Genomic DNA, 20,626 nt, shown 5'->3' with positions numbered 1-20,626 from the left:
CGGGGGCGTTGTCCCAGGAAATAACTCCAGCAGAGACCGTACCCGAAACCGACACAGGTGGTCAGGTAGAGCATACCAAGGCGTTTGAGAGAACTATGCTGAAGGAACTCGGCAAATTGCACGCGTAACTTCGGAATAAGCGTGACTCACCCTGCGCAAGCAGGACTGAGTGGCACAAGCCAGGGGGTAGCGACTGTTTAGCAAAAACACAGGGCTCTGCGAAGCAGCAATGCGACGTATAGGGTCTGACGCCTGCCCGGTGCCTGAAGGTTAAAGGGAGTTGTGAAAGCGACGAACTGAAGCCCAGGTAAACGGCGGCCGTAACTATAACGGTCCTAAGGTAGCGAAATTCCTTGTCGGGTAAGTTCCGACCTGCACGAATGGCGTAACGACTTCCCCACTGTCTCCAGCATAGGCTCAGTGAAATTGAATTCCCCGTGAAGATGCGGGGTTCCCGCGGTCAGACGGAAAGACCCTATGAACCTTTACTATAGCTTCGCCTTGGCGTTAGCGACCGTATGTGTAGGATAGGTGGGAGACTATGAAACCGGGGCGCCAGCTCTGGTGGAGTCGTCCTTGAAATACCACCCTTACTGTCGTTGACGTCTAACCGAGGGCCGTTATCCGGTCCCGGGACATGGCGTGGTGGGTAGTTTGACTGGGGCGGTCGCCTCCTAAAGTGTAACGGAGGCGCGCGATGGTGGGCTCAGACCGGTCGGAAATCGGTCGTCGAGTGCAATGGCATAAGCCCGCCTGACTGCGAGACTGACAAGTCGAGCAGAGACGAAAGTCGGCCATAGTGATCCGGTGGTCCCGAGTGGAAGGGCCATCGCTCAACGGATAAAAGGTACTCTAGGGATAACAGGCTGATTTTGCCCAAGAGTCCATATCGACGGCAAAGTTTGGCACCTCGATGTCGGCTCATCACATCCTGGGGCTGGAGCAGGTCCCAAGGGTATGGCTGTTCGCCATTTAAAGTGGTACGTGAGCTGGGTTCAGAACGTCGTGAGACAGTTTGGTCCCTATCTGCCGTGGGTGTTCGAAGCTTGAGAGGATCTGTCCCTAGTACGAGAGGACCGGGATGGACATACCTCTGGTGTACCTGTCATGGCGCCAGCTGTGCAGCAGGGTAGCTAAGTATGGAATAGATAACCGCTGAAAGCATCTAAGCGGGAAACTAACCTCAAAACAAGGCTTCGCTGAGGATCGTGGAAGACTACCACGTTGATAGGCCAGGTGTGGAAGTGGGGCGACCCATGAAGCTTACTGGTACTAATAATCCGATCGGTTTGATCGTTTCTCAGCAAAACTCATTCGATGATTGCTCCTTGACCGAAGCAATCTCAGACAATGTCTTCTTCTCATCCTTGTTCAAGCTAACGCGCTTCGCGCTGCTTGAGCTTGGATGTCTTCTTGCTCGCTCTATCGGCCCTAGGCCTACTTGAGAGCGGTCGGCCTCATGTAGCGCGCAAGCGCGATAAGCCCAGCAAGACGTTCATGTGTGCTTGGTTGACCTGGTGACTATGTCGGAGGTTCCCCACCCGATCCCATTCCGAACTCGGTCGTTAAGCCCTCCAGAGCCAATGGTACTTCGTCTCAAGGCGCGGGAGAGTAGGTCGTCGCCGGGTCTACCAAGCACACATGATTTACGCGCTGACGGCTTTCGGCCTACTTCAGCGCGCTTCTCGAACCGTTCTTCCTTCACGACACTACCGTTTGCCGCGGGATGGAGCAGCCCGGTAGCTCGTCAGGCTCATAACCTGAAGGTCGTAGGTTCAAATCCTACTCCCGCACCCAAGATTTAGCCCGCTATTCCAATAGGATAGCGGGTTTTTCTTTGACCAAATTCAGCACCCCAAATCCACCCGTGGAAGCCTCTTGGAAGCACCCGGCGCGCAAACCCAGGGGCATACTCCCGCACCCAAGATTTAGCCCGCTATTCCAATAGGATAGCGGGTTTTTCTTTGACCAAATTCAGCACCCCAAATCCACCCGTGGAAGCCTCTTGGAAGCACCCGGCGCGCAAACCCAGGGGCAGCGGGTAAGACCCGACTGACGGCCAAGCTGCCGCGCACTTGTAGATCGAACTTGCCCAGACCGTTCATCGGGACGATGTCCACCCGCTCGATCAGTTTGCGCAACTCGTGGCGCAGGTCCTCGCCGGTCACCCTCGATCGCCAAGTGCAGATTCTCCGCCAACCGGCGGTAAGCCTCGGCGATCCCGGGGTCCAGACGCGCCGGCGCCGCCGAGACATCATCGGAAAGCAGGGCGCTCAATTCCCGCCGGCGCGTCTCTAGCGGCGCCGTGCGAGCCTTCAGGGTGTCCAAGTCGATGATCTCTTCCATAAACATAACCTGCGCGCGTTCCAGCCGCCGGCCGATCTCGATCAACTCCTTCTCCATCGGCGCACGCTCGCGGTCGATCATGCGTTGGTGCTCCTCGGCCGCTTCCTGATAACGGCTCACCGCAAGAGCGATGGCCGCTGGTGAGATCAGATGCGCCTTCACGCCTGCCAGCACGCGCCGCTCCACAGTGGCGGCGGCGATAATCTTGCCGTTGGTGCAGGTGGTGAAGCCGCGATCATAATGACCGCTGCAATTGTACTTGCCATCCTTCAGCCTCGTGGCCAAGCGGTCTCAATGACCTCGCCACCATGTTGGGCATAATGCTCGGCGTGCTCTCGGGTGCAGACCCAATATTCACCACGACCATAGTCTCCTTGATCTGAGGCGAAATCAGGATGATTGCGACGTCCCGATAGCGCTCGGCACATGCACATTCTGAATTCGCCGCTCTGGCCCACGGCAGGGAACACCTGTGGTTTAGATCACAAACGGCCGCGTCCTGATTCATTCTCCCCAGCGCGGCTGATGTCTCCTTCCGGCACGGAGTCAATGTCAGCTTCTGGCGCGTTTGAGACGTGAGGAAAGCGATGTATCGGCCTCGTTGGAGAGACCGACACGGCATTCTTGCAACTCGCTTGCATTCACGTCGGCGCAAGGGTAACTGCGACGCGTTCGCAAGTTTGTCCCGGTTTATCATGCACCTTCGCCAATTGTTCGTTTCTTCCAGCGCTATGTGCGGGGTCGCAGTTGTTGCACTCGTAATGCCGGGCACAGCGGCCGCTCAGACCCTGCCCACCACTACGTCACAGACGGAGCCGGCGACACTGGACGAGGTCGTCGTCACCGGCCGCGCCCAACGCCTTTATCGCACCGATAAGACTACGATCGGCAAGACGGCCGAGAACCCGCTCGACATCCCTCAGGCCCTGCAGATCCTCAACGCCGAACTGATTGAGGATCAGGGCGCGCGAGACATCACCGACCTTTATAGAAACATCTCGGGCGTCACCTTCTTTTCCTATGCCGGCGTGACGTTCAGGGGCTTTCGCCAGGAAGAGGCCTATTTCGACGGCGTGCGGGGCAATCCCTTCATCGGCTTCGCTGTACCGCAGCTGTTCAACATTGAGCGCGTCGAGGTCCTGAAGGGACCGGCAGGCATGCTCTATGGTCCCGGCTCGCCAGGCGGGACGATCAACTATGTGACCAAGACGCCGAGCGATGTGTTCGCGGGCGAAGTCACCGGAGTGATCGGCGACTATGACCGGATCGGAGTCTCGGGCGAAGTCACTGGCCCGGTCAATGCGGCAGGACGGATCACCGTCCGCGCGGGCGGCTTTTATGAGGAGCGCGACAGTTTCCGGGTCAATGCCGGGGCCCGAAACCTGATCGGCGACCTGGGCGTGGGTATCGTCCTGACAGACCGAACCGATCTGACGCTACAGGTCAGCGTTTATGATCAGACCCTGCCCGCCAATCGCCTGCGGGGCGTGCCGGTGGATATGGATGGGAACTTCCTGACCGACATAAGCTGGAACCACAACGAGCCGACCGATTTCGCCACGCTGGAGGCACAGGTCTATCAGGCGCGGCTGGCCTCCCAACTGGCGGACAATATGAGGTTCGACGCGACGGCCCGTTATTCGGAATCATCCGAACGTCAGAACTATCACGAGCCACGCGGCGCCATCGACACCGACGGCGACGGCCGGCTCGACGCCGTGCGCCGTCAGTTCCGAGATCAGTACCGCGACGCCGACAGTCTGTCGCTGGCGGCCAATCTGGTCGCCGACGTTCGGGCGCTGGGGCTGGATCACCGCATTCTGTTCGGCGGTGACTGGGCGCAGGAGGACCTGCTGTTCAAGAGCCGCACTGCCGCCCAGGCCAACCTTGGCGGCCCCGTGCCGAACCTGTCGCTGTTCAACCCCGTCTATGGCCTAACCGGAGCCGCCGCCTACAATCTGGATGCCTTGCCCCTCTCGCGTTCCGACGACCGTTCTATCCGGGGAGGGGTCTATCTTCAGGACCAGATCCGCTTCGGAGATCGGTTTATCGCCTTGGCCGGCGTTCGTTGGGACAGGTTTGAAGACGACAACCGCTTGAGCGATGTCGATTTCGAGGACTCCGAGGTGACCTACCGCCTTGGCCTGATCTTCAAGCCGCGCCAGGACGTCTCGACCTATATAAGCTGGTCCGACACTTTCGAGCCGCAGGGCGCAGGCAGTCAGAACGTCGATGTCGGCGGCCCATTCGCGCCGGTGACCGGCTCCCAGGTTGAGGCCGGCGTCAAGACCGCCCTCCATGGCGGCCGTGTCCAGGTCAATGCCGCCGTCTATCAGATCGTACGCGAGAACATCCTCCAGGCCGATCAGAGCTTGCCCCCGGTCAACGGCCAGGACCAGTTGCGCCCGATCGGGGAGGTGACCTCCGAGGGTTTCGAGGTCGATGTCTCGACCGACCTGACGGCGAACTGGGTGCTGACCGCCAACTACGGCTATAACGACACGCGCATCACCGGCACGGCGCCGGGGCAGTCCATAACCAATGCGGTCGGCGACCGCTTCGTCAATGCGCCACGACACCAGGCCGGATTCTGGACGCGCTACCAGGTTCCCAAACTGCGCACCGCCTTCGCCTTCGGCGGCGAATATGTGGCCGAACGGGTCGGCTTCAACAACGAACGGGTCAAACCCTACACCGTGTTTGACGCCTCGATCACCACGACGCTCGATGTCGCCAAGGTTCGTCTGCGCGTCGACAATCTGTTCGACAACACCTATGCGGCCTCCGGCTTCGGTCTTCAGGGATCCTTCCCTGGCGAGCCGCGCACCGTGTTTGTCGAAGTCAGCCGGGCCTTCTGAGCGGTCGGATGGCGCTCACCCCCGTTCAGGCTGGCAGACAGACGCACCGGAAAGGCCGGTCGGCCTGGTGGTGGGTGCATCACTGGCTGGGGCTCAAGCTCGCGATCTTCATGACCTTCGTCCTGGCGACAGGGACCCTTGCGACGCTCTCCAACGAGATCGACTGGCTGGTCGATCCCGCCCAGAGGGTCATGCCCCGCGAGGTGCCGACCGCGTCCTGGGGCGACTGGGCGGCGGCGGTGAAGGCGGCCGAGCCTGAGGCGACGCTCCAGTACCTCGCGGCTCCCCTTGATCCTTGGTTCGCGGCCCGCGTGGTGATCGAACGTCCAGACGGTGGACTGCGGATCGCCTATGTCGATCCCTGGACGTCCGAGGTTCGGGGCGTGCACGGCTGGTTCAACGTCAATCGGTTCCTGCGCAACACGCATCGCCATCTGATGATGCCGGTGGACATCGGGGTTCCTATCGTCGGTTCGATGGCCCTTGTCCTTCTGGTCTCCATGATCACGGGGCTGGTGACCTACAAAAAGTTCTGGCGGGGGTTCACCCGCCTCCCGCAATGGCGCAAAGGGCGCCAAGGAGAGGCGCGCCGGTTCACCGGCGACCTGCACCGCTTCGCCGGCCTGTGGTCGATCTGGTTCCTTGCCCTCATCATCGTCACAGGCGTCTGGTATGTCGTCGAGGTGTTCGGGGGGCAGGCGCCGCCTGGGCCGCGGCCCAAGGTCGTGACCGGGGCGGCCCAGCCGGTCGGGTCCGAGCTCGACGCGGTGATCGCCCGCGCTCAGGCCGCCGACCCGGGTCTGCGCATCGCGGGCGTCAGCTTCCCCGACGACAAGGGACGTGGCGTCTTGGTCGCGGGGCAAGCCAAGGCGATTCTGGTGCGGGATCGCGCCAACGCCGTCTGGGTCGATCCCCGAAATGGTGAGGTTCTTCTGACGGCGCGTGGTGAAGATCTGAACCTTCACCAGCGCATTTCGGAAGCGGCCGATCCCCTGCACTTCGGGACCTTCGGCGGGCTTGCGACCCGGCTGATCTGGTTCGTGTTCGGCGTGGTGATGACCGGCCTCTCTGTGACCGGAGTCATGATCTACAGCCTGCGTATGGCGCGCGCTCAGGATGAAGCCCGTCCTCGCCACGGGCTCGTGCGCCTATGGGTCAGTTTCGGCCCGGCCGCCTATCCGGCTTTGGGCCTGATTTTGATCAGCCTCGCCCTGACTCCAGGCGCGGTTATCGCGGCGTCGGGAGGGTGACTTCGTCCCCCTTCCTACACGACGGCCGTCTACTTCTCCGGCGCCTGAAACACCGAGTAGGGGCCGAGCACGCCATGGCGACTGCACCAACCAGCGTGATCGGGATGATAGCCAGCAGAAACGGGTCGTAGGACTCGACCTTGTCGAAGATCGCCCCGGCGACGACAGGTCCGAGGCCTGTGCCCATGGTTGACACGGTTAGGATCGCCCCGAACAGAACGCCAAAACGCTTCAAGCCAAAGCGCCGCGATCGAGAGGTAGACGACGGCGTCGAGTTCGGACCCCAACCACCAGAGCAACGATTGCATAGATGATCAGGCTTCCGGGCGCCCACAACAGCAGGGCGCAGGTAATGATCGGTAGGAAGGTCACGGCGGTGACACGATCGCCCCTAAACCGGTCCAGTAGCAGTCCCGTTACGACACGTCCGAAAATCGAAGCGATGCCGACGATACCGGCCAAGCTGACGGCTTCAACAGGGCTCGGACCCTTGTCCTTCAGAATCGGAACGAAGTGTACGATGACGTCGACCAGACAGAATGTCAGCAAGGCGCCAGCCACGAGACGCTTGTAAAGGCGGGTTTTCGGATGCCCTCGTAGAAGGTCAGCCCGGTGAGATCCCCACCCGGAGTCCTGTTTCTCGGACTCGTTCCCTCGTTGGCTCCGCGGAAGAACAGCAAGATCAGCGGCAAGAGAAGAATGGCCCAGATCACGCCGAGCCCCACGAAAGCCACGCGCCAGCCGAACTCCCCTATCAGCCACGTCGCGACGAGCGGCAATAGGGTCGAGGCGGCGCCGCTGCCCGCCAGGGTCAGCGCGACCGCGAGTCCTCTCGACGCATCGAACCGGCTGGCCACAGCTCCCGTCCAGATGGTCGGCTGAACGGACACCGTGCCAATCATCACCACGACCCATAAAGCGAGCCAGTTGAACAGAGAGCCGGTGGCCGAGCCGAGAAGCGCCACCGCCGAGGTCATGATGACCACGCCGATGAGACCGACTCGCCGGGGGCCCCAACGATTAATCAGCAGGCCAACAATGGCATAAAGCGCAATGGCTCCACAGTTCGCCACCGTAATGCCTGCGGACACCTCGGCCCGGCCCCAACCAAAGGCTTCGTTCAGCGGCTGCATGAACGGTCCCAAGGAATAGATGTGAAGCACGGAGGCGGAATTTCCGAGAGCCGCGACAACCGGCAAAATCCAGAACTGACGCCACTCCTCCTTTGCGGCTTGGGACTGAATTTCGTGAGTCATAGCCTAGGCTCCCCGAGCGTCATTCACCGACGTCGAAGCGTCGTCGGCGGCAACATCGCCAGACTGCCGCTCAATACCCCCCCCCCGCCTAAAGGCGGGGAGCGATGGGTGTGGCGGTTAGAACTGGGATGGATGGGCGCGTCAGGGAGCGGATCCATGTCGGCACACAACAGAGGTTTGACCGAGACGCCCACCGCTGAGATCGTAGATTTGGCCAAATACGAACGGCAGGCCCGCGCCTACACTGGAAACGTAAGCATAGGTGTGAGATGTCGATCAGATCGAACTCCCGCACCCAACGATAACGACACCCCCGTCGCGTAAGCGCCGGGGGTGTCGCCATTTACGGTCCTGGGACGTTGGTCGAGCCAATCCAGGATGACGCAGAGGACCCGGCGCGCGAACCCGAGCTGGATATGACGCCGGGCGCCAAGCTGGTGCCGGCCGTCGCCGCCATCGAAAGCGAAAAGGACCGGTTCGAGGGCATCGCCTACTACTGCGCGAGGACGGCGTCTGTTCATGTCGCACGACTTGACGGCCATAATCTCAAAACTCTGACGGAAAAATGTACGTCACGCATCGTGTTCTCGAGAGGGGAATGGCAGTTGGTGGGACGTGACGGCGAGTCTGAACAGGCGAAAGTGCGATGGCTGGCGCTTGAAGTGCTGCCTCACGAGCATGATGTGCGGGTCTGGTTGCGGCGATCGCTTGTGACCGCAAATGACGTCGATGATGTCATCCAAGAAGCCTACTGCCGGCTGTCCAACCTCAAGGTCGTGGAGCAGATCGAAAGCCCGCGCGCCTACTTCTTTCAGACCGCACGGTCCGTCGTCCTGGAGCAGATGCGGCGCGCCCGGATCGTGAGGATCGACGCCGTGACGGAAATCGACGCCCTGCGCATCGAGTGGGACGAGCCGTCGCCCGAACGTATCGCCGGAGGACGCAAGGAACTCGAACGCGTCATGAAGATCGTCGCCACATTGCCCGAACGCAGCCGGCGCATCTTCGAAATGCGTCGGATACTCGGCCTGTCCCAGAAGGAAATCGCGACACGGCTGGGGGTCACCGAGAACGTGGTCGAGAACGAAGCTGCGCGTGGTCTGAAGGCTGTGATGGCCGAGTTGTCGAAGCTCGATACGCAAGGGCGGCCGGCAACGATCGGGGAGCGACGGGCATGAGCCGGGAGAGTTCGACCGAGATAGACGCCATCGCAGCGCAATGGGCGACTCGTATGGACGCCGGCGCGATGGCTGCATCTGAACAGGCGACATTGGACGACTGGCTTGCAGGCGACAGCTGCCGACAGGGCGCCCTGTGGCGGGCCAGGGCTGTGCTTGCCGTGATGGTCGATCAGACACCGGATGCGACGACCAAACGCGCCTCTGAGAAACCCGACCGCCGCGTTCTGCTGGGCGGTCTTGGCCTGGCGGCGGCGGTCGCAACAGGCTTGGTTCTGACACCCATCATTTCACGCCAACGCTATCGCACGCTGGTTGGGGAGATCCGTCGGGTCCCGTTGGCAGACGGGTCGATGGCGGCGATCAACACCGATACGACGCTGGATGTCCGCTTCCAGAAGGCCGAGCGCGCCGTGACGCTGGATCGTGGAGAGGTTTGGTTTCAGGTCGCCAAGGATCGCGAGCGGCCGTTTGTGGTCACGGCGGGCGACGTGCGCGTGCAGGCCGTCGGGACCGCCTTTTCGGTTCGCCGCCGGGCCTTGGGCGCTGAGGTCCGGGTGACGGAAGGGGTCGTTGAGGTCTGGAGCGGCAAGGGTTCGGGCGGACAAAGGCATCGCGTCCTGGCGGGTGAGCAGGTCTTCGTCAGTGGGGATGCGGGCGCTTCCAATCCGGTCAAACGTCCGTTGGAAATGGATCGGGCCCTGTCGTGGCGAGACGGTCAGATCGTCCTGGATGGTGACACCATCGCCGCCGCCGCCGCTGAGTTCAATCGCTACAACAGTCGAAAGATCGTGATCGTGGATCCCGATCTGGAAGGCCGCACGGTCGTCGGCTGGTTCCGCACCAACGAGCCGGAGAGCTTCGCCGAGGCCGTCGGCGTCGCCCATGGAGCGGGCGTGAAGGTGTCGGACGACGTCATCATGTTGGGCGGCGTGGAATAATTTTTCGATCCGGCGACGGAAAGTCGATCGCCGGACATCGAGACTCTCGGAACCCTCGCAAGAAGGGTCCGGGAACCAGGAAACAGAAAAGGGAGGGCCGACGCATGGCCATGTCGCGAAACCAAGGCGCGAGGGCGTCGCTGATGATCGCCGTCAGCACGATGGCTTTGGCCGGCGCCGGCGCCGGCCAGGCGCAAGACAGACAGTTCAATGTTCCGGCGCAACCCGCCTCGACCGGCGTGCCTGCATTTGCACGTCAGGCCGATCTGCAGGTTCTGGCTTCGACGGATGCGGTCGCCGGACAGCGGACCGCCGCCGTGCAGGGCGTCTATTCGGTCGATCAGGGGCTGAACCGGCTGCTGCAAGGCAGCAATCTGGTGGTGGCGTCCAACAACGGCCGAACGGCGGTGCTCGCCGGCGCGACCGTCTCGCCGCAGACTATCGCTCAGGGGAGCGAAGTCGAAGACCAGGCCGATGAAGTCGAAACTATTGTGGTAACCGGTTTCCGCGCCTCTCTGGGTAGCGCGTTGACGGCCAAGCGTCGCTCTAACGGGGTCATCGATGTCATCAAGGCCGAGGACATGGCCGACTTCCCCGACGCCAACCTGGCGGAATCCATCCAGCGCGTGCCGGGAGTCTCCATCGCACGCGATGCCGGCGAAGGCCGCCAGATCACGGTGCGGGGTCTGGGACCACAGTTTACGCGTGTCCGCATCAACGGCGTCGAAGGCCAGAGCACGGCGTCGGGCACCGACAGCTCGGGCGGCGCGAACCGTAACCGCGCGTTCGACTTCAACGTCTTTGCGTCCGAGCTTTTCAACAGCATCACCGTGCGCAAGACCGCCTCGGCCGAGACTGAAGAAGGCTCGCTGGGCGCGACGGTCGATCTGCAGACCGGCCGACCGTTCGACTATTCCGGCGCGAACCTCGTGCTGTCAGGCCAGTATGGCTACAACGACCTGTCGCAGGAATGGGACCCCAGGTTTGCGGCGCTGGCCAGCAACACCTGGATGGACGGACGCCTCGGCGCGCTCGTCTCGGTGGCCTACACCAAGCGTCGTCTGCTGGAAGAAGGTCACGGCTCCGGTGGCTGGCTGAATGGGACCGAGGCGGGGAAGTACAATCCCGCGTCGCCCTTTGCGGATGCCAGCAGGGCGGATGTCTATACGCCGCGCTTTCCGCGCTACGGTCGGCTGACCCACGACCAGGAGCGACTCGGCCTGACGGGGTCGCTGCAGTTCCGTCCGCAGGAACAGACGCTGATCAATCTCGATCTGCTCTATTCCGACTTCAAGGCGACGCGTCAGGAGAACTGGCTGGAGGCGCTGTCCTTTGCCCGTAACGCGTCCCAGGGCGGCCGGCCGGAAATCATCGTGCGCGACGGTGTCATCGATGCGAACGGGGACATGATCTACGGCCTGTTCGACGACGTCGATGTGGAGACCGAGACCCGCTACGACGAGCTGGACACCAAATACACCCAAGGCACGCTGAGCATCGAACATGCGTTCAGCGACCGATTCCGCGTCAAGGGCCTGGTCGGCTATTCCAAGTCCGATTTCGACAATCCGATCCAGACAACGGTGATCCTGAATCGCGAGAATTCGGACAACTACTTTTACGACTATCGGCAGAACCGCGACGCGCCGCTGATCGGCTTCGGCTACGATGTCACCGACCCGCTGGCCTATAATTTCGGCGCCGCGCGTTCGGAAATCCGCCTGCGTCCACAGGGGGTGACCAACACCATCAAGACGGCGCAGTTCGACGGAGGTTTTGATCTGACGCCGTCGCTGACGCTGAAGGCCGGGGTGAACTACAAGGAATACGAGTTCGATTCCTGGGCTCTGGCGCGCGTCAACGAGGGCGTCGTGCCCCAACTGCCCGCGGGCGTGACCTTGGCCAGCCTGACCGAGCTGGTCAGCGGTTTCGGACGCAATCTGGGTGCGCCGGACGGCACGGTCACCAACTGGATCGCGCCGAATCTCAACGCCTTTGCGGATCTGTTCAACATCTACAGCGGAACAGGCCTGTTCGAACTAAGCGGCGCGTCGAACGCCAATGCGCGCGGCAATATCCGCAATGTGACCGAGAAGGATTCGGCCGCCTATCTGCAGCTGGACTTCGATACGGAGCTCGGCGGTATTCCGGTGCGTGGCGACATCGGTGTTCGCTATGTGAAGACGAAGCAGAGCTCGACCGGTTATCAGCTGGTCGCTGGCGCGGCCCAGCAGACCACGGTCGATCGCGACTATGACGACGTGCTGCCGGCACTGAACCTGACGGCCGAGGTCACGCCGGACTTCCTGCTGCGCTTCGGCGCGGCCAAGGTCATGACGCGCCCCAACCTCGGTAGCGTAACGCCGGGCGGAAGCCTGAGCACGGTTGGCGTGTTCAGCGTCAGTTCGGGCAATCCTTACTTGGATCCCATTCGCGCCACGACCTACGATCTGTCGGCGGAATGGTATTTCGCGCCGGACGCCCTGCTGTCCGTCGGTCTTTTCTACAAGGACATCGACAGCTACATCCAGACCTCGCGGATCTCGCAGCCGTTCAATCAGTCGGGCCTGTCGCCGGACTTGCTCAATGGCCTGGGTGTGTCTCCCAGCGACGTCTTCTTGTTCAGCCAACCGGTGAACACCGAGGGCGGTCCGCTGAAGGGGATCGAGATCAGCTACCAGCAGCCGTTCACCTTCCTGCCGGGGCCGTTCGACAATGTCGGCGCCATCTTCAACGTCACCCTCGTGGATTCGAAGATCAGCTACATCTCGTCGCGTTCCTCGACAGGCTTCGTCGAGAACGATCTGCTCGGTCTGTCGAAGACGGCCTACAACGCCACCCTCTATTACGAGGACGACCGGTTCAGCGCCCGTGTCTCGGCGGCCTATCGTGATCGCTATCTGACGGCGGTGCCCAGCGGCACCAGCACCAATGACATCGATGGGGTGCGCGACATCGTAACGGTTGATGCTTCAGCGTCCTACGCCTTGAACGAACGCATCAAGGTGACGTTCGAAGGGCTGAACCTGACCGACGCCTTCAACGAACAGTACACCGACAGCCGTCGCGACAGCATCTATGTCTATTCCCACACGGGGCGGCAGTACAATTTCGGCGTCCGCTACACCTTCTAAGACACTCCCAACTCCCCCAAGGAGACCTGGCGCTGACCGGTTCGCCGGTCGGCGCCGATTTTCATTCGGAGCCGCCATGATCCCGCTGGTCTCACGTCGCAATCTGTTGGCCGCCGGCGCCGTCCTGCCCATTATGGCATCGACGCCGTCATGGGCGGCTGCGACAGCGTTCGACGCCGTTATCTGGGCCGGCCCCGGCGACCGTCAGTTCGGGGCGCCCGTCTATCCCAGCCTGTCCGCCGCCATCGCCGCCGCGCCGGCGGACGGCCGACGACCATTCCGCATTCTGGTGACGCGCGGAATCTGGACCGAGCAGGTCGTCGTGGACAAACCCTTCATCCATCTGATCGGCGAGGATCGAGCGGGGTCAGTGATCAATCACCTGGCGGCCTCGGGGCTTGGCGCGCCAGATGGCCGGATGTGGGGCACGTTCCGCACGCCGACCCTGTTCGTGCGGGCTCCCGATTTCCACGCCGAGACTTTGACGATCAACAACGCCTTCGACGGTCTGGCGGAAATGACCAAGCCGAACGGCCTGCATTCGCACAATGGGGCAGGGCCCCAGGCCGTGGCCCTGATGATGGACAAGGGCTCGGACCGCGCCGTCATCCGCAACTGCGACATCCTCAGCTATCAGGACACCCTGTTCCCCGATGCGGGGGCGACCCTGTTTGATCGCTGCCTGATCACGGGCAGCTATGATTTCATCTTCGGCGGCGGGCGCGCCTGGTTCGAACGCTGCGAAATTCGATCGCGCCTGCGACCCGCCGATCCGGTCGAAGGCTATATTGCGGCCCCCAGCACGCCCCTCGAACAGGCTTACGGCTTCGTCTTCCACGATTGCCGGTTGACCAAGGATGCGGGCGTCGCACGACATTCTGTGTTTCTGGGGCGGCCGTGGCGTCCCTCCAGCGCGTTCCCGGATGGACGATATGGCGACCCCCGCTTCGTCGGGGCGGCGACTTTCCTCGACTGCTGGATGGACGACCACATCGCGCCGGCCGGCTGGACCGAGATGTGGTACACGGGACGCGACGGCGATCCCCGCACCATGCTCCAGCCCGAAGACGTTCGCTTCGCGACCTTCGGCTCGCGGGGCCCCGGTCGGGGGGACTTCTCACGCGGCGCGCGCCTGACGGCGGTGCAGGCGGGACGGATCAAAAAGGATGTCGTGCTCGCCAGCAACCACGGTCCTGCGTTAGACTGACAGCACCGTTCAGAACGGGAAGAAGATCGGGATCGCCACCATGGCCGCCACCCAGGTGACCAGGTTCAGAGGTAGGCCCACGCGCACGAAGTCCATGTAGCTGTAGCCGCCCATGTTGAAGACCAGCACATTGGTCTGATAGCCGAAGGGCGTAGCGAAGGCGGCTGAGGCGGCCATCATGACGCAGACTAGGAAGGGCCGGGGATCGACGCCCAGGCTTTCGGCCAGGGCCACCGCGATCGGGGTAATCAGAACGGCGACCGTGGCGTTGGACAGCAGTTCGGTGGCGAAAAGGGTCACGCCGTACAGCACGATCAGCGCGCCCAGCGGTCCCATCGGCCGGATCACGCCGATCAGACGCTCTGCTCCCGCGGAGGCCAGGCCCGTCACCTCGATGGCGGTGCCGACGACCACCATGCCGGCGATCAGCAACAGGATTTCGGGCCTCAGACCGGCATAGGCCTCTTCCGGCGTGATGACCCTCAGCAGGATCAAGGCCACCGCGCCGGCGAAGGCCGAGGCGGCGATGGGCGCCCACCCCAAGGCCGCAGAGGCGATCACCAGGGCGAAGATCGCCAGCGAGATCATCGCCGGCCGCAATCGGAACGGCCGGTCCGCCGCGCCATACAGATCGACGTCGCCCAGGTGCGCATCGCCCGAGCCATCGGCCTGGTTGCGAGAGCCGCCCAGGCGCGGCAGGCCGAAGGGCAGCAGACGTTTGCGGCGCGATATGGCCTCCGCTTCAGCGCGTTGACGCGCTTCCTCCATCTCGGCCAGGCGGGCGGCTTGCGCTTCGTCCATGGCGACGGATCGACCCAGTTGGCGGGCGCCGACGAAATAAAGCCACAGGCCGCCGACGAGCGCGATGGCCAAGCCAACGGGCGTGATCTCGAACAGGCCGAAGACCGGCTGGCCGGCGTTGCGCGCCATATCGTTAACCAAAAGGTTGGTCGAAGTGCCGATCAGGGTCAACAGGCCGCCCATCACCGTGACGTGGCTGAGCGGCATCAGGAAGCGTTTGGGCGACAGGCGCAGCGATTGAGCCACGTCCCGGATCACCGGCGCGGCCAACACCACTACCGGCGTATTGTTCAGGAAACCGCCGACGGAACCGCACAGGCCGATGACGATCCAGATGCCCCGCGCGCCGATCCGGGCGGCCAACTGCGTCGCCTGGCGGATCAGCCAACCGAGCAGGCCCGACAACTCGATCGCATAGGCGATGACGAACAGGCCCGCGAGCGCGATGACGGCGGGGCTGGCGAAGGCGCCCTGCACCTCGACCGGCCGAACGACGCCCAGCACCAGCAGGACGGCCGCGCCGGTCAGGGCGACGACATCGGCGCGAACCTTGCCGTGGATCAGCACGCCGACGACGCCGACGAGCACCGCCAGGGCTGCGATCTGATCGAAAGTCATGATGCCGTGCAGAGCGTCCCCCGTCGCTTACGTCAACCTTTTTCGGGTGTTCGCCTCCTCATCAGCGAGCGGCGTGCTAGAGTGGTTCCATGTTCGAACCGACCGTGTCGCCTCGCCCGTCGGTCGTCGCGATTGCGGCGTCCCTTCTCGTCCTCGGCGCCTGCCAACGCGAGGAGGCCGCGCCCGCGCCGATCCCCGCGCCCGCTGCGCCGACGCCCGTCGTCACCGTCGCCCCTTCGCCGACCCTGGATCGCGCCAGCCTGCTTGAGGCCATGGACCTCGCCGCCTCGGCCTTTGCGGCAGGGCGCGAGGTCGGGGGCGCGTCCCTGGCCGGCCGGCGGTTCGTGGTGCGCCAGACCTTCGGTTGTGGCGGGCCGGCGCCGGCTCAAGCGAACGCGAGCGAAGGTCTTCCCGCCCTGACCTGGGGCGAGGGCCGTCAGAGCCTGAAGCTCAGCCTGGCGCCTGGCGACTGGTCGCAGTCCGCCCTGATCGCCGGCGACGCCGAGACGTGGGAGGCGGCCGAGGGCTTCTGGCTGGCGCGCCCCTGGCTGCGGGCCGAGGGATGTCCGGCCGCGCAGGGCGATCCTCTGGCCCAGGGTCAGGCGTCGCTGCAGACCATGGGGCTGGCGGCGGTCTTCAAGGAAGGCGGTTCGCGGACCGGCCGCCGCAACGGTCGCGCCTATGAGTTCACTGTGCGCGGCGAGGGCGATCAGCCGCCCGTCGCCCCTACCCGAGGGTATCGCCTGGTGCTGGAAGGCCGCATGGCCGCCTTTGCAGACGGCCGCGCCATTCGTTGCCGCGCCGCCAGCCCCGACCACCGGCCGGTCTGCATCGGCGCGGTCCAACTTGATCGCGTCGCCTTCGAGGACGCGGACAGCAAGATGCTCAGCGAATGGCGCGACGGCTGAACGTCAGGTCAGGCCTGGCGGCATGTCGTCCACGCCGCCTTGTTCCAGGGTCGGCGATGGCCGCAACTGCATCATCGTCGCCAGTCGATCCACGGCCGTCGCCATGGCGGCCTGCTCGTCCGAGGACAGGCGGGCGAAGCCGGTGATGAAGCCGTCGCCCAACAAGCCGGGCGAGGTGGTCAGCGCCTGTCGCCCAGCATCCGTCAGCCGCACATGGACCACGCGGCGGTCGATGGTGGAGCGATAGCGGACGGCCATTCCCTTGGTTTCCAGCTTGTCCAGCACGGCGACCACCGTCGGGGGCGACATGGAGGCGTCGCGGGATATGGCGCTGGTGCTGACTTCGCCCAGGGCGCGGATGGATTGCAGCACCAGCAGTTGCGGCAGGGTCAGACCCGTCAGGCGGGCGATCTCTCGTGACCGGACGTCGATGGCCTGGGCGATGCGCCGGACCGATCGAACCAGGGACGCCGTGGGATCAGCCGCTGCATCGGGAAACGGCCGAAGGGAAATATCGCTCATTCGGTTGAACTCTTTCGTGTCCTAACCATTTGTACGCGCTGCTTCCACAATTCAAGGAGGGCCCATGTGCGGTCTTAGCGGCGAGATCAATTTCGACGGACGACCGGCCGACGCCGGCGCTGTCCAACGCATGACCGATGCGCTCTCGCCCCGTGGACCGGACGGGTCCGGCATCGTGATGCGCGGCCCGGTGGGGCTGGGTCACCGACGCCTGAAGATCATCGACCTGTCGGAAAAGGCGCAGCAGCCGATGGTGGACGCCGAGCTGGGCGTGACCCTGGCCTTCAACGGCTGCATCTACAACTATCCCGAACTGCGCGAAGAGCTGCAGGGGATGGGCTTCCGCTTCTTCTCGCATGGCGACACAGAAGTCATCATCAAGGCCTGGAAGGCCTGGGGCGAGGCCTGCGTCGAGCGGTTCAAGGGCATGTTCGCCTTCGTGCTTCATGAACGCGACACCGGCCGCACCGTGATCGCCCGCGACCGGTTCGGCATCAAGCCGCTGTATCTGGCCGAACAGGGCAAGCGCCTGCGCTTCGCCTCGACCTTGCCGGCCCTGCTGGCGGCGGGCGATGTGGACAAGACCATCGATCCGGTCGGCCTGCACCACTACATGACCTTCCACGCCGTGGTGCCGCCGCCGCACACCATACTGAAGGGCGTCAAGAAGTTCCCGCCGGCGACCATCCGCGTGATCGAAGCGGACGGAACGGCCAAGGACCGCCTCTACTGGCAACCCGACATGACCCGCCACGCCGAGGACGCGTCCCTGACGGCCGAGGATTGGCGAGACCGGGTGCTGGACAGTCTGCGCGAGGCGGTGAAGCGTCGCATGGTCGCGGACGTGCCGGTCGGCGTCCTGCTGTCGGGCGGGGTGGATTCCAGCCTGATCGTCGGCCTGCTGGCTGAACTGGGTCAGAAGGATCTGATGACCTTCTCGGTCGGTTTCGAGGAAGCCAATGGCGAGAAGGGCGACGAGTTCGTCTATTCCGACCTGATCGCCAAACATTACGGCACCAAGCACCACCAGATCTTCGTGCCGCACCAGCGGCTGATGGAGGCTCTGCCGGGCACCATCGGCGCCATGTCGGAGCCGATGGTCAGCTACGACAACGTCGGATTCTATCTGCTGAGCCAGGAAGTCTCGAAACACATCAAGGTGGTGCAGTCGGGCCAGGGGGCGGACGAGGTCTTCGCGGGCTATCACTGGTACCCGCCGATGCTGGGCGCGACCGACCCGGTCGAGACCTACGCCAAGGCCTTCTTCGACCGCAGCCATGCCACGCTGAAGACCCAGTTGAACGGCGCCTATATGGCCGACACCGACGTCAGCCGCGCCCTGGTCGAGGCCCATTTCGCGCAAGGGCGCGCGGCCACGCCGGTCGATCAGGCCCTGCGCCTGGACAGTCAGGTGATGCTGGTCGACGATCCGGTGAAGCGCGTGGACAACATGACCATGGCCTGGGGTCTGGAGGCGCGCGTTCCCTTCCTCGATCACGAGCTGGTCGAACTGGCGGGCCGGATTCCGCCCGAGCACAAGCTGTCTCAGGGCGGCAAGGGCGTGCTGAAGGAGGCCGCCCGCCTGGTGATCCCGTCCGAGGTGATCGACCGCAAGAAGGGCTATTTCCCTGTGCCTGCGCTGAAATACATCCAGGGCCCGTATCTGGAGATGGTGCGTGAGGCCCTGACCAATCAGGCGGCGCGCGACCGAGGCCTGTTCGAGCCCGCCTATCTGGACACCCTGTTCGCCAATCCAACCGAGCACATCACGCCCCTGCGCGGGTCGGAGTTGTGGCAGGTCGCCGTCCTCGAAATGTGGATGCAGCAGCATGGCGTCTGACATCCGTCCCGAGCGGTCAAAAGCCCACCGGCTCAAACGCCTGCGCGACGAGGGCCTGAAGCCGCCGGTGCAGTCCGGCGATGGACCTGCGCCCGACGCCGTGCTGGACTGCGGCTGGGGGCGGCTGCTGTTCGCTCAGACCTTCGAGACGGCCGAGCCTCTGGTCGAGGCCCTGCGCGCCGAGGGGCCGGATCGGCGCGACATCGCCTTCTATGTTCGCAATCCGCACGTCCTGCTGGCCTCTGCGCCTCAGGAGCTGTTCCTGGATCCGTCGCACACCTATCGGCTGGAACTGGCCACCTATCGCGCCAGCCGCCGCCAGCCGCGGGGCTTCACCGTGCGTCGCCTGACGTCGGAGATGGACGCCCAGGCGGTCAACGACATCTACGCCAAGCGCAAGATGGTGCCGGTTCCGCCAGACTTCTTCTGGTCCCACCGCGACGACCGGACCATCACCTATTTCGTCGCCGAGGATACGGCGACCGGCGTGGTCATCGGCACCGTGACGGGCGTCAACCACGCCCGCGCGTTTCAGGATCCCGAGTGCGGCTCGTCCCTGTGGTGTCTGGCGGTCGATCCCCAGGCGACCCAGCCCGGCGTCGGCGAGGCGCTGGTCCGGCGTCTGGCCGAGCACTTCAAGACGCAAGGTCTGGCGCACATGGACCTGTCGGTCATGCACGACAACGACCAGGCCATCGCCCTGTACGAGAAGCTGGGCTTTCGCCGCGTCTCCTTCTTCGGCGTCAAGCGCAAGAACCCGATCAACGAGGCCCTGTTCGTCGGCCCGACCGACGACCACGACCTGAATCCCTATGCCCGGATCATCGTTGACGAGGCGCGTCGGCGCGGCATCCATACCGAGATCATCGACGCCGAGGGCGGGCTGTTCCGCCTCAACTGGGGCGGTCGGTCGGTGCGGTGTCGCGAAAGCCTGTCAGAACTGACCTCGGCCGTGGCGCTCAGCATCTGCGACGACAAGCGGATGACGCGCCGCATCGTCGAGGCGGCCGGAGTGCGCGTGCCCGAGCGGATCGACCCCGAAAACCCCTCGGCTATCGAAGCCGCGTTAGCCAAGTTCGGCGCCCTGGTGGTCAAGCCCGCGCGCGGTGAACAGGGACAGGGGGTCGCCGTGGGCCTGACGACGATGAACGAAGTCCAGACGGCCCTGACCCGCGCGCGTCGCATCTGTTCCGAGGTTCTGATCGAGGAACAGGTCCAGGGCGAGGACCTGCGGCTGGTGGTGATCGACTACAAGGTCGTCGCCTGCGCGCTGCGTCGTCCGCCGCGCGTCATCGGCGACGGCCGCTCCACCTTGCGCGCCCTGATCGAACACCAGAGCCGCCGCCGCGCCGCCGCGACAGGCGGAGAATCCACCATCCCCATCGACGGCGAGACCGAACGCACCCTGGCCGAAGCCGGCTATGGTCTCGACGATGTGGCGCCGGAGGGGGCCGAGGTTCTGGTGCGCAAGGCGGCCAATCTTCACCTGGGCGGCACCATCCACGATGTGACGGACGAGGTGCATCCCGCCCTGATCCGCGCCGCCATCGCCGCCGCCCGCGCCATAGACATTCCCGTCACCGGCATCGACCTGATGGTGAAGTCGCCGCGCGAGCCGGACTACGCCTTCATCGAGGCGAACGAGCGCCCCGGCCTGGCCAACCACGAACCCCAACCGACCGCCGAGCGTTTCGTCGATCTGCTGTTTCCCCTGTCCGCGCCGGCCGCCGTGCGGACATTCCCGAGATCCGAAGCCTGAAGGAGGCC

Annotated in this window: 12 protein-coding genes, 1 tRNA gene, 2 rRNA genes and 1 pseudogene (1 of these 16 cut by a window edge); 12 read left to right on the top strand and 4 right to left on the bottom strand. The window is 63.9% G+C overall.

Features of this window, described 5'->3' with window-relative positions; genetic code table 11:
- From CHRYSEO8AT_RS06430 to CHRYSEO8AT_RS06420, 3 genes are all read left to right on the top strand, one after another.
- A 23S ribosomal RNA gene (locus CHRYSEO8AT_RS06430) occupies positions 1 to 1,297 on the top strand; it begins 1,483 nt to the left of the window's first position.
- Between the two features lie 216 nt (positions 1,298 to 1,513).
- Positions 1,514 to 1,628 (top strand): 5S ribosomal RNA (gene rrf, locus CHRYSEO8AT_RS06425).
- A gap of 92 nt (positions 1,629 to 1,720) precedes the next feature.
- A tRNA-Met gene (locus CHRYSEO8AT_RS06420) sits at positions 1,721 to 1,797 on the top strand.
- A gap of 177 nt (positions 1,798 to 1,974) precedes the next feature.
- Here CHRYSEO8AT_RS06420 and CHRYSEO8AT_RS06415 read toward each other — a convergent pair.
- Positions 1,975 to 2,631 carry a hypothetical protein gene (locus CHRYSEO8AT_RS06415; RefSeq protein WP_159847936.1) on the bottom strand — a complete coding sequence of 219 codons (657 nt, stop codon included), beginning with the start codon at positions 2,629 to 2,631 and terminating at the stop codon, positions 1,975 to 1,977.
- Between the two features lie 476 nt (positions 2,632 to 3,107).
- Here CHRYSEO8AT_RS06415 and CHRYSEO8AT_RS06410 point away from each other — a divergent pair, with 476 nt between their 5' ends.
- A complete protein-coding gene (locus CHRYSEO8AT_RS06410; protein ID WP_236547447.1) occupies positions 3,108 to 5,204 on the top strand; it encodes a TonB-dependent siderophore receptor in 2,097 nt (698 codons plus the stop codon).
- An 8-nt stretch (positions 5,205 to 5,212) separates the two neighbouring features.
- Positions 5,213 to 6,454, top strand: a complete 1,242-nt coding sequence (locus tag CHRYSEO8AT_RS06405) for a PepSY domain-containing protein (protein WP_159847930.1) — start codon at positions 5,213 to 5,215, stop codon at positions 6,452 to 6,454.
- A gap of 231 nt (positions 6,455 to 6,685) precedes the next feature.
- On the opposite strand, the pseudogene CHRYSEO8AT_RS16105 reads toward CHRYSEO8AT_RS06405, so the two are convergent.
- A pseudogene (locus tag CHRYSEO8AT_RS16105) lies at positions 6,686 to 7,587 on the bottom strand (MFS transporter).
- A gap of 539 nt (positions 7,588 to 8,126) precedes the next feature.
- Here CHRYSEO8AT_RS16105 and CHRYSEO8AT_RS06395 point away from each other — a divergent pair.
- The 4 genes from CHRYSEO8AT_RS06395 (at position 8,127) to CHRYSEO8AT_RS06380 (ending at position 14,170) form a co-directional block, all read left to right on the top strand.
- Positions 8,127 to 8,888, top strand: a complete 762-nt coding sequence (locus tag CHRYSEO8AT_RS06395; RefSeq protein ID WP_159847921.1) for an RNA polymerase sigma factor — start codon at positions 8,127 to 8,129, stop codon at positions 8,886 to 8,888.
- The gene (locus CHRYSEO8AT_RS06390; protein WP_159847918.1) at positions 8,885 to 9,829 is read left to right on the top strand and encodes a FecR family protein; all 945 of its coding nucleotides are present in this window, start codon (positions 8,885 to 8,887) and stop codon (positions 9,827 to 9,829) included. Before CHRYSEO8AT_RS06395 ends, CHRYSEO8AT_RS06390 begins: the two co-directional genes overlap by 4 nt.
- A gap of 104 nt (positions 9,830 to 9,933) precedes the next feature.
- On the top strand, positions 9,934 to 12,963 hold the full coding sequence (locus CHRYSEO8AT_RS06385; RefSeq protein WP_159847915.1) for a TonB-dependent receptor: 3,030 nt from the start codon (positions 9,934 to 9,936) through the stop codon (positions 12,961 to 12,963).
- Between the two features lie 76 nt (positions 12,964 to 13,039).
- Positions 13,040 to 14,170, top strand: a complete 1,131-nt coding sequence (locus tag CHRYSEO8AT_RS06380) for a pectinesterase family protein (RefSeq protein ID WP_159847912.1) — start codon at positions 13,040 to 13,042, stop codon at positions 14,168 to 14,170.
- Positions 14,171 to 14,179: 9 nt separating this feature from the next.
- Here the strand turns inward: CHRYSEO8AT_RS06380 and CHRYSEO8AT_RS06375 are convergent, their stop codons facing one another.
- A complete protein-coding gene (locus tag CHRYSEO8AT_RS06375) occupies positions 14,180 to 15,589 on the bottom strand; it encodes an SLC13 family permease (RefSeq protein ID WP_159847909.1) in 1,410 nt (469 codons plus the stop codon).
- Positions 15,590 to 15,678: 89 nt separating this feature from the next.
- On the opposite strand from CHRYSEO8AT_RS06375, the gene CHRYSEO8AT_RS06370 reads away from it, so the two are divergent.
- Entirely contained in the window at positions 15,679 to 16,497 is an 819-nt protein-coding gene (locus CHRYSEO8AT_RS06370) for a hypothetical protein (RefSeq protein ID WP_159847906.1), read from the top strand.
- A gap of 3 nt (positions 16,498 to 16,500) precedes the next feature.
- On the opposite strand, the gene CHRYSEO8AT_RS06365 is transcribed toward CHRYSEO8AT_RS06370, so the two are convergent.
- Entirely contained in the window at positions 16,501 to 17,019 is a 519-nt protein-coding gene (locus CHRYSEO8AT_RS06365; protein ID WP_159847903.1) for a MarR family winged helix-turn-helix transcriptional regulator, read from the bottom strand.
- A gap of 64 nt (positions 17,020 to 17,083) precedes the next feature.
- Between CHRYSEO8AT_RS06365 and CHRYSEO8AT_RS06360 the strand changes: the two genes are divergently transcribed.
- Positions 17,084 to 18,859, top strand: coding sequence for an N-acetylglutaminylglutamine amidotransferase (locus CHRYSEO8AT_RS06360; RefSeq protein ID WP_159847900.1), 1,776 nt, complete (start codon positions 17,084 to 17,086; stop codon positions 18,857 to 18,859).
- The gene (gene ngg / locus CHRYSEO8AT_RS06355) at positions 18,849 to 20,618 is read left to right on the top strand and encodes an N-acetylglutaminylglutamine synthetase (protein ID WP_159847895.1); all 1,770 of its coding nucleotides are present in this window, start codon (positions 18,849 to 18,851) and stop codon (positions 20,616 to 20,618) included. Before CHRYSEO8AT_RS06360 ends, ngg begins: the two co-directional genes overlap by 11 nt.
- Positions 20,619 to 20,626: the final 8 nt, after the last annotated feature.

The organism is Brevundimonas sp. G8, assembly GCF_902506205.1.
Classification (GTDB): domain Bacteria; phylum Pseudomonadota; class Alphaproteobacteria; order Caulobacterales; family Caulobacteraceae; genus Brevundimonas.
Note: the sequence above shows the minus strand (reverse complement) of the source record. Positions and strands in the feature narration are given on the sequence as shown.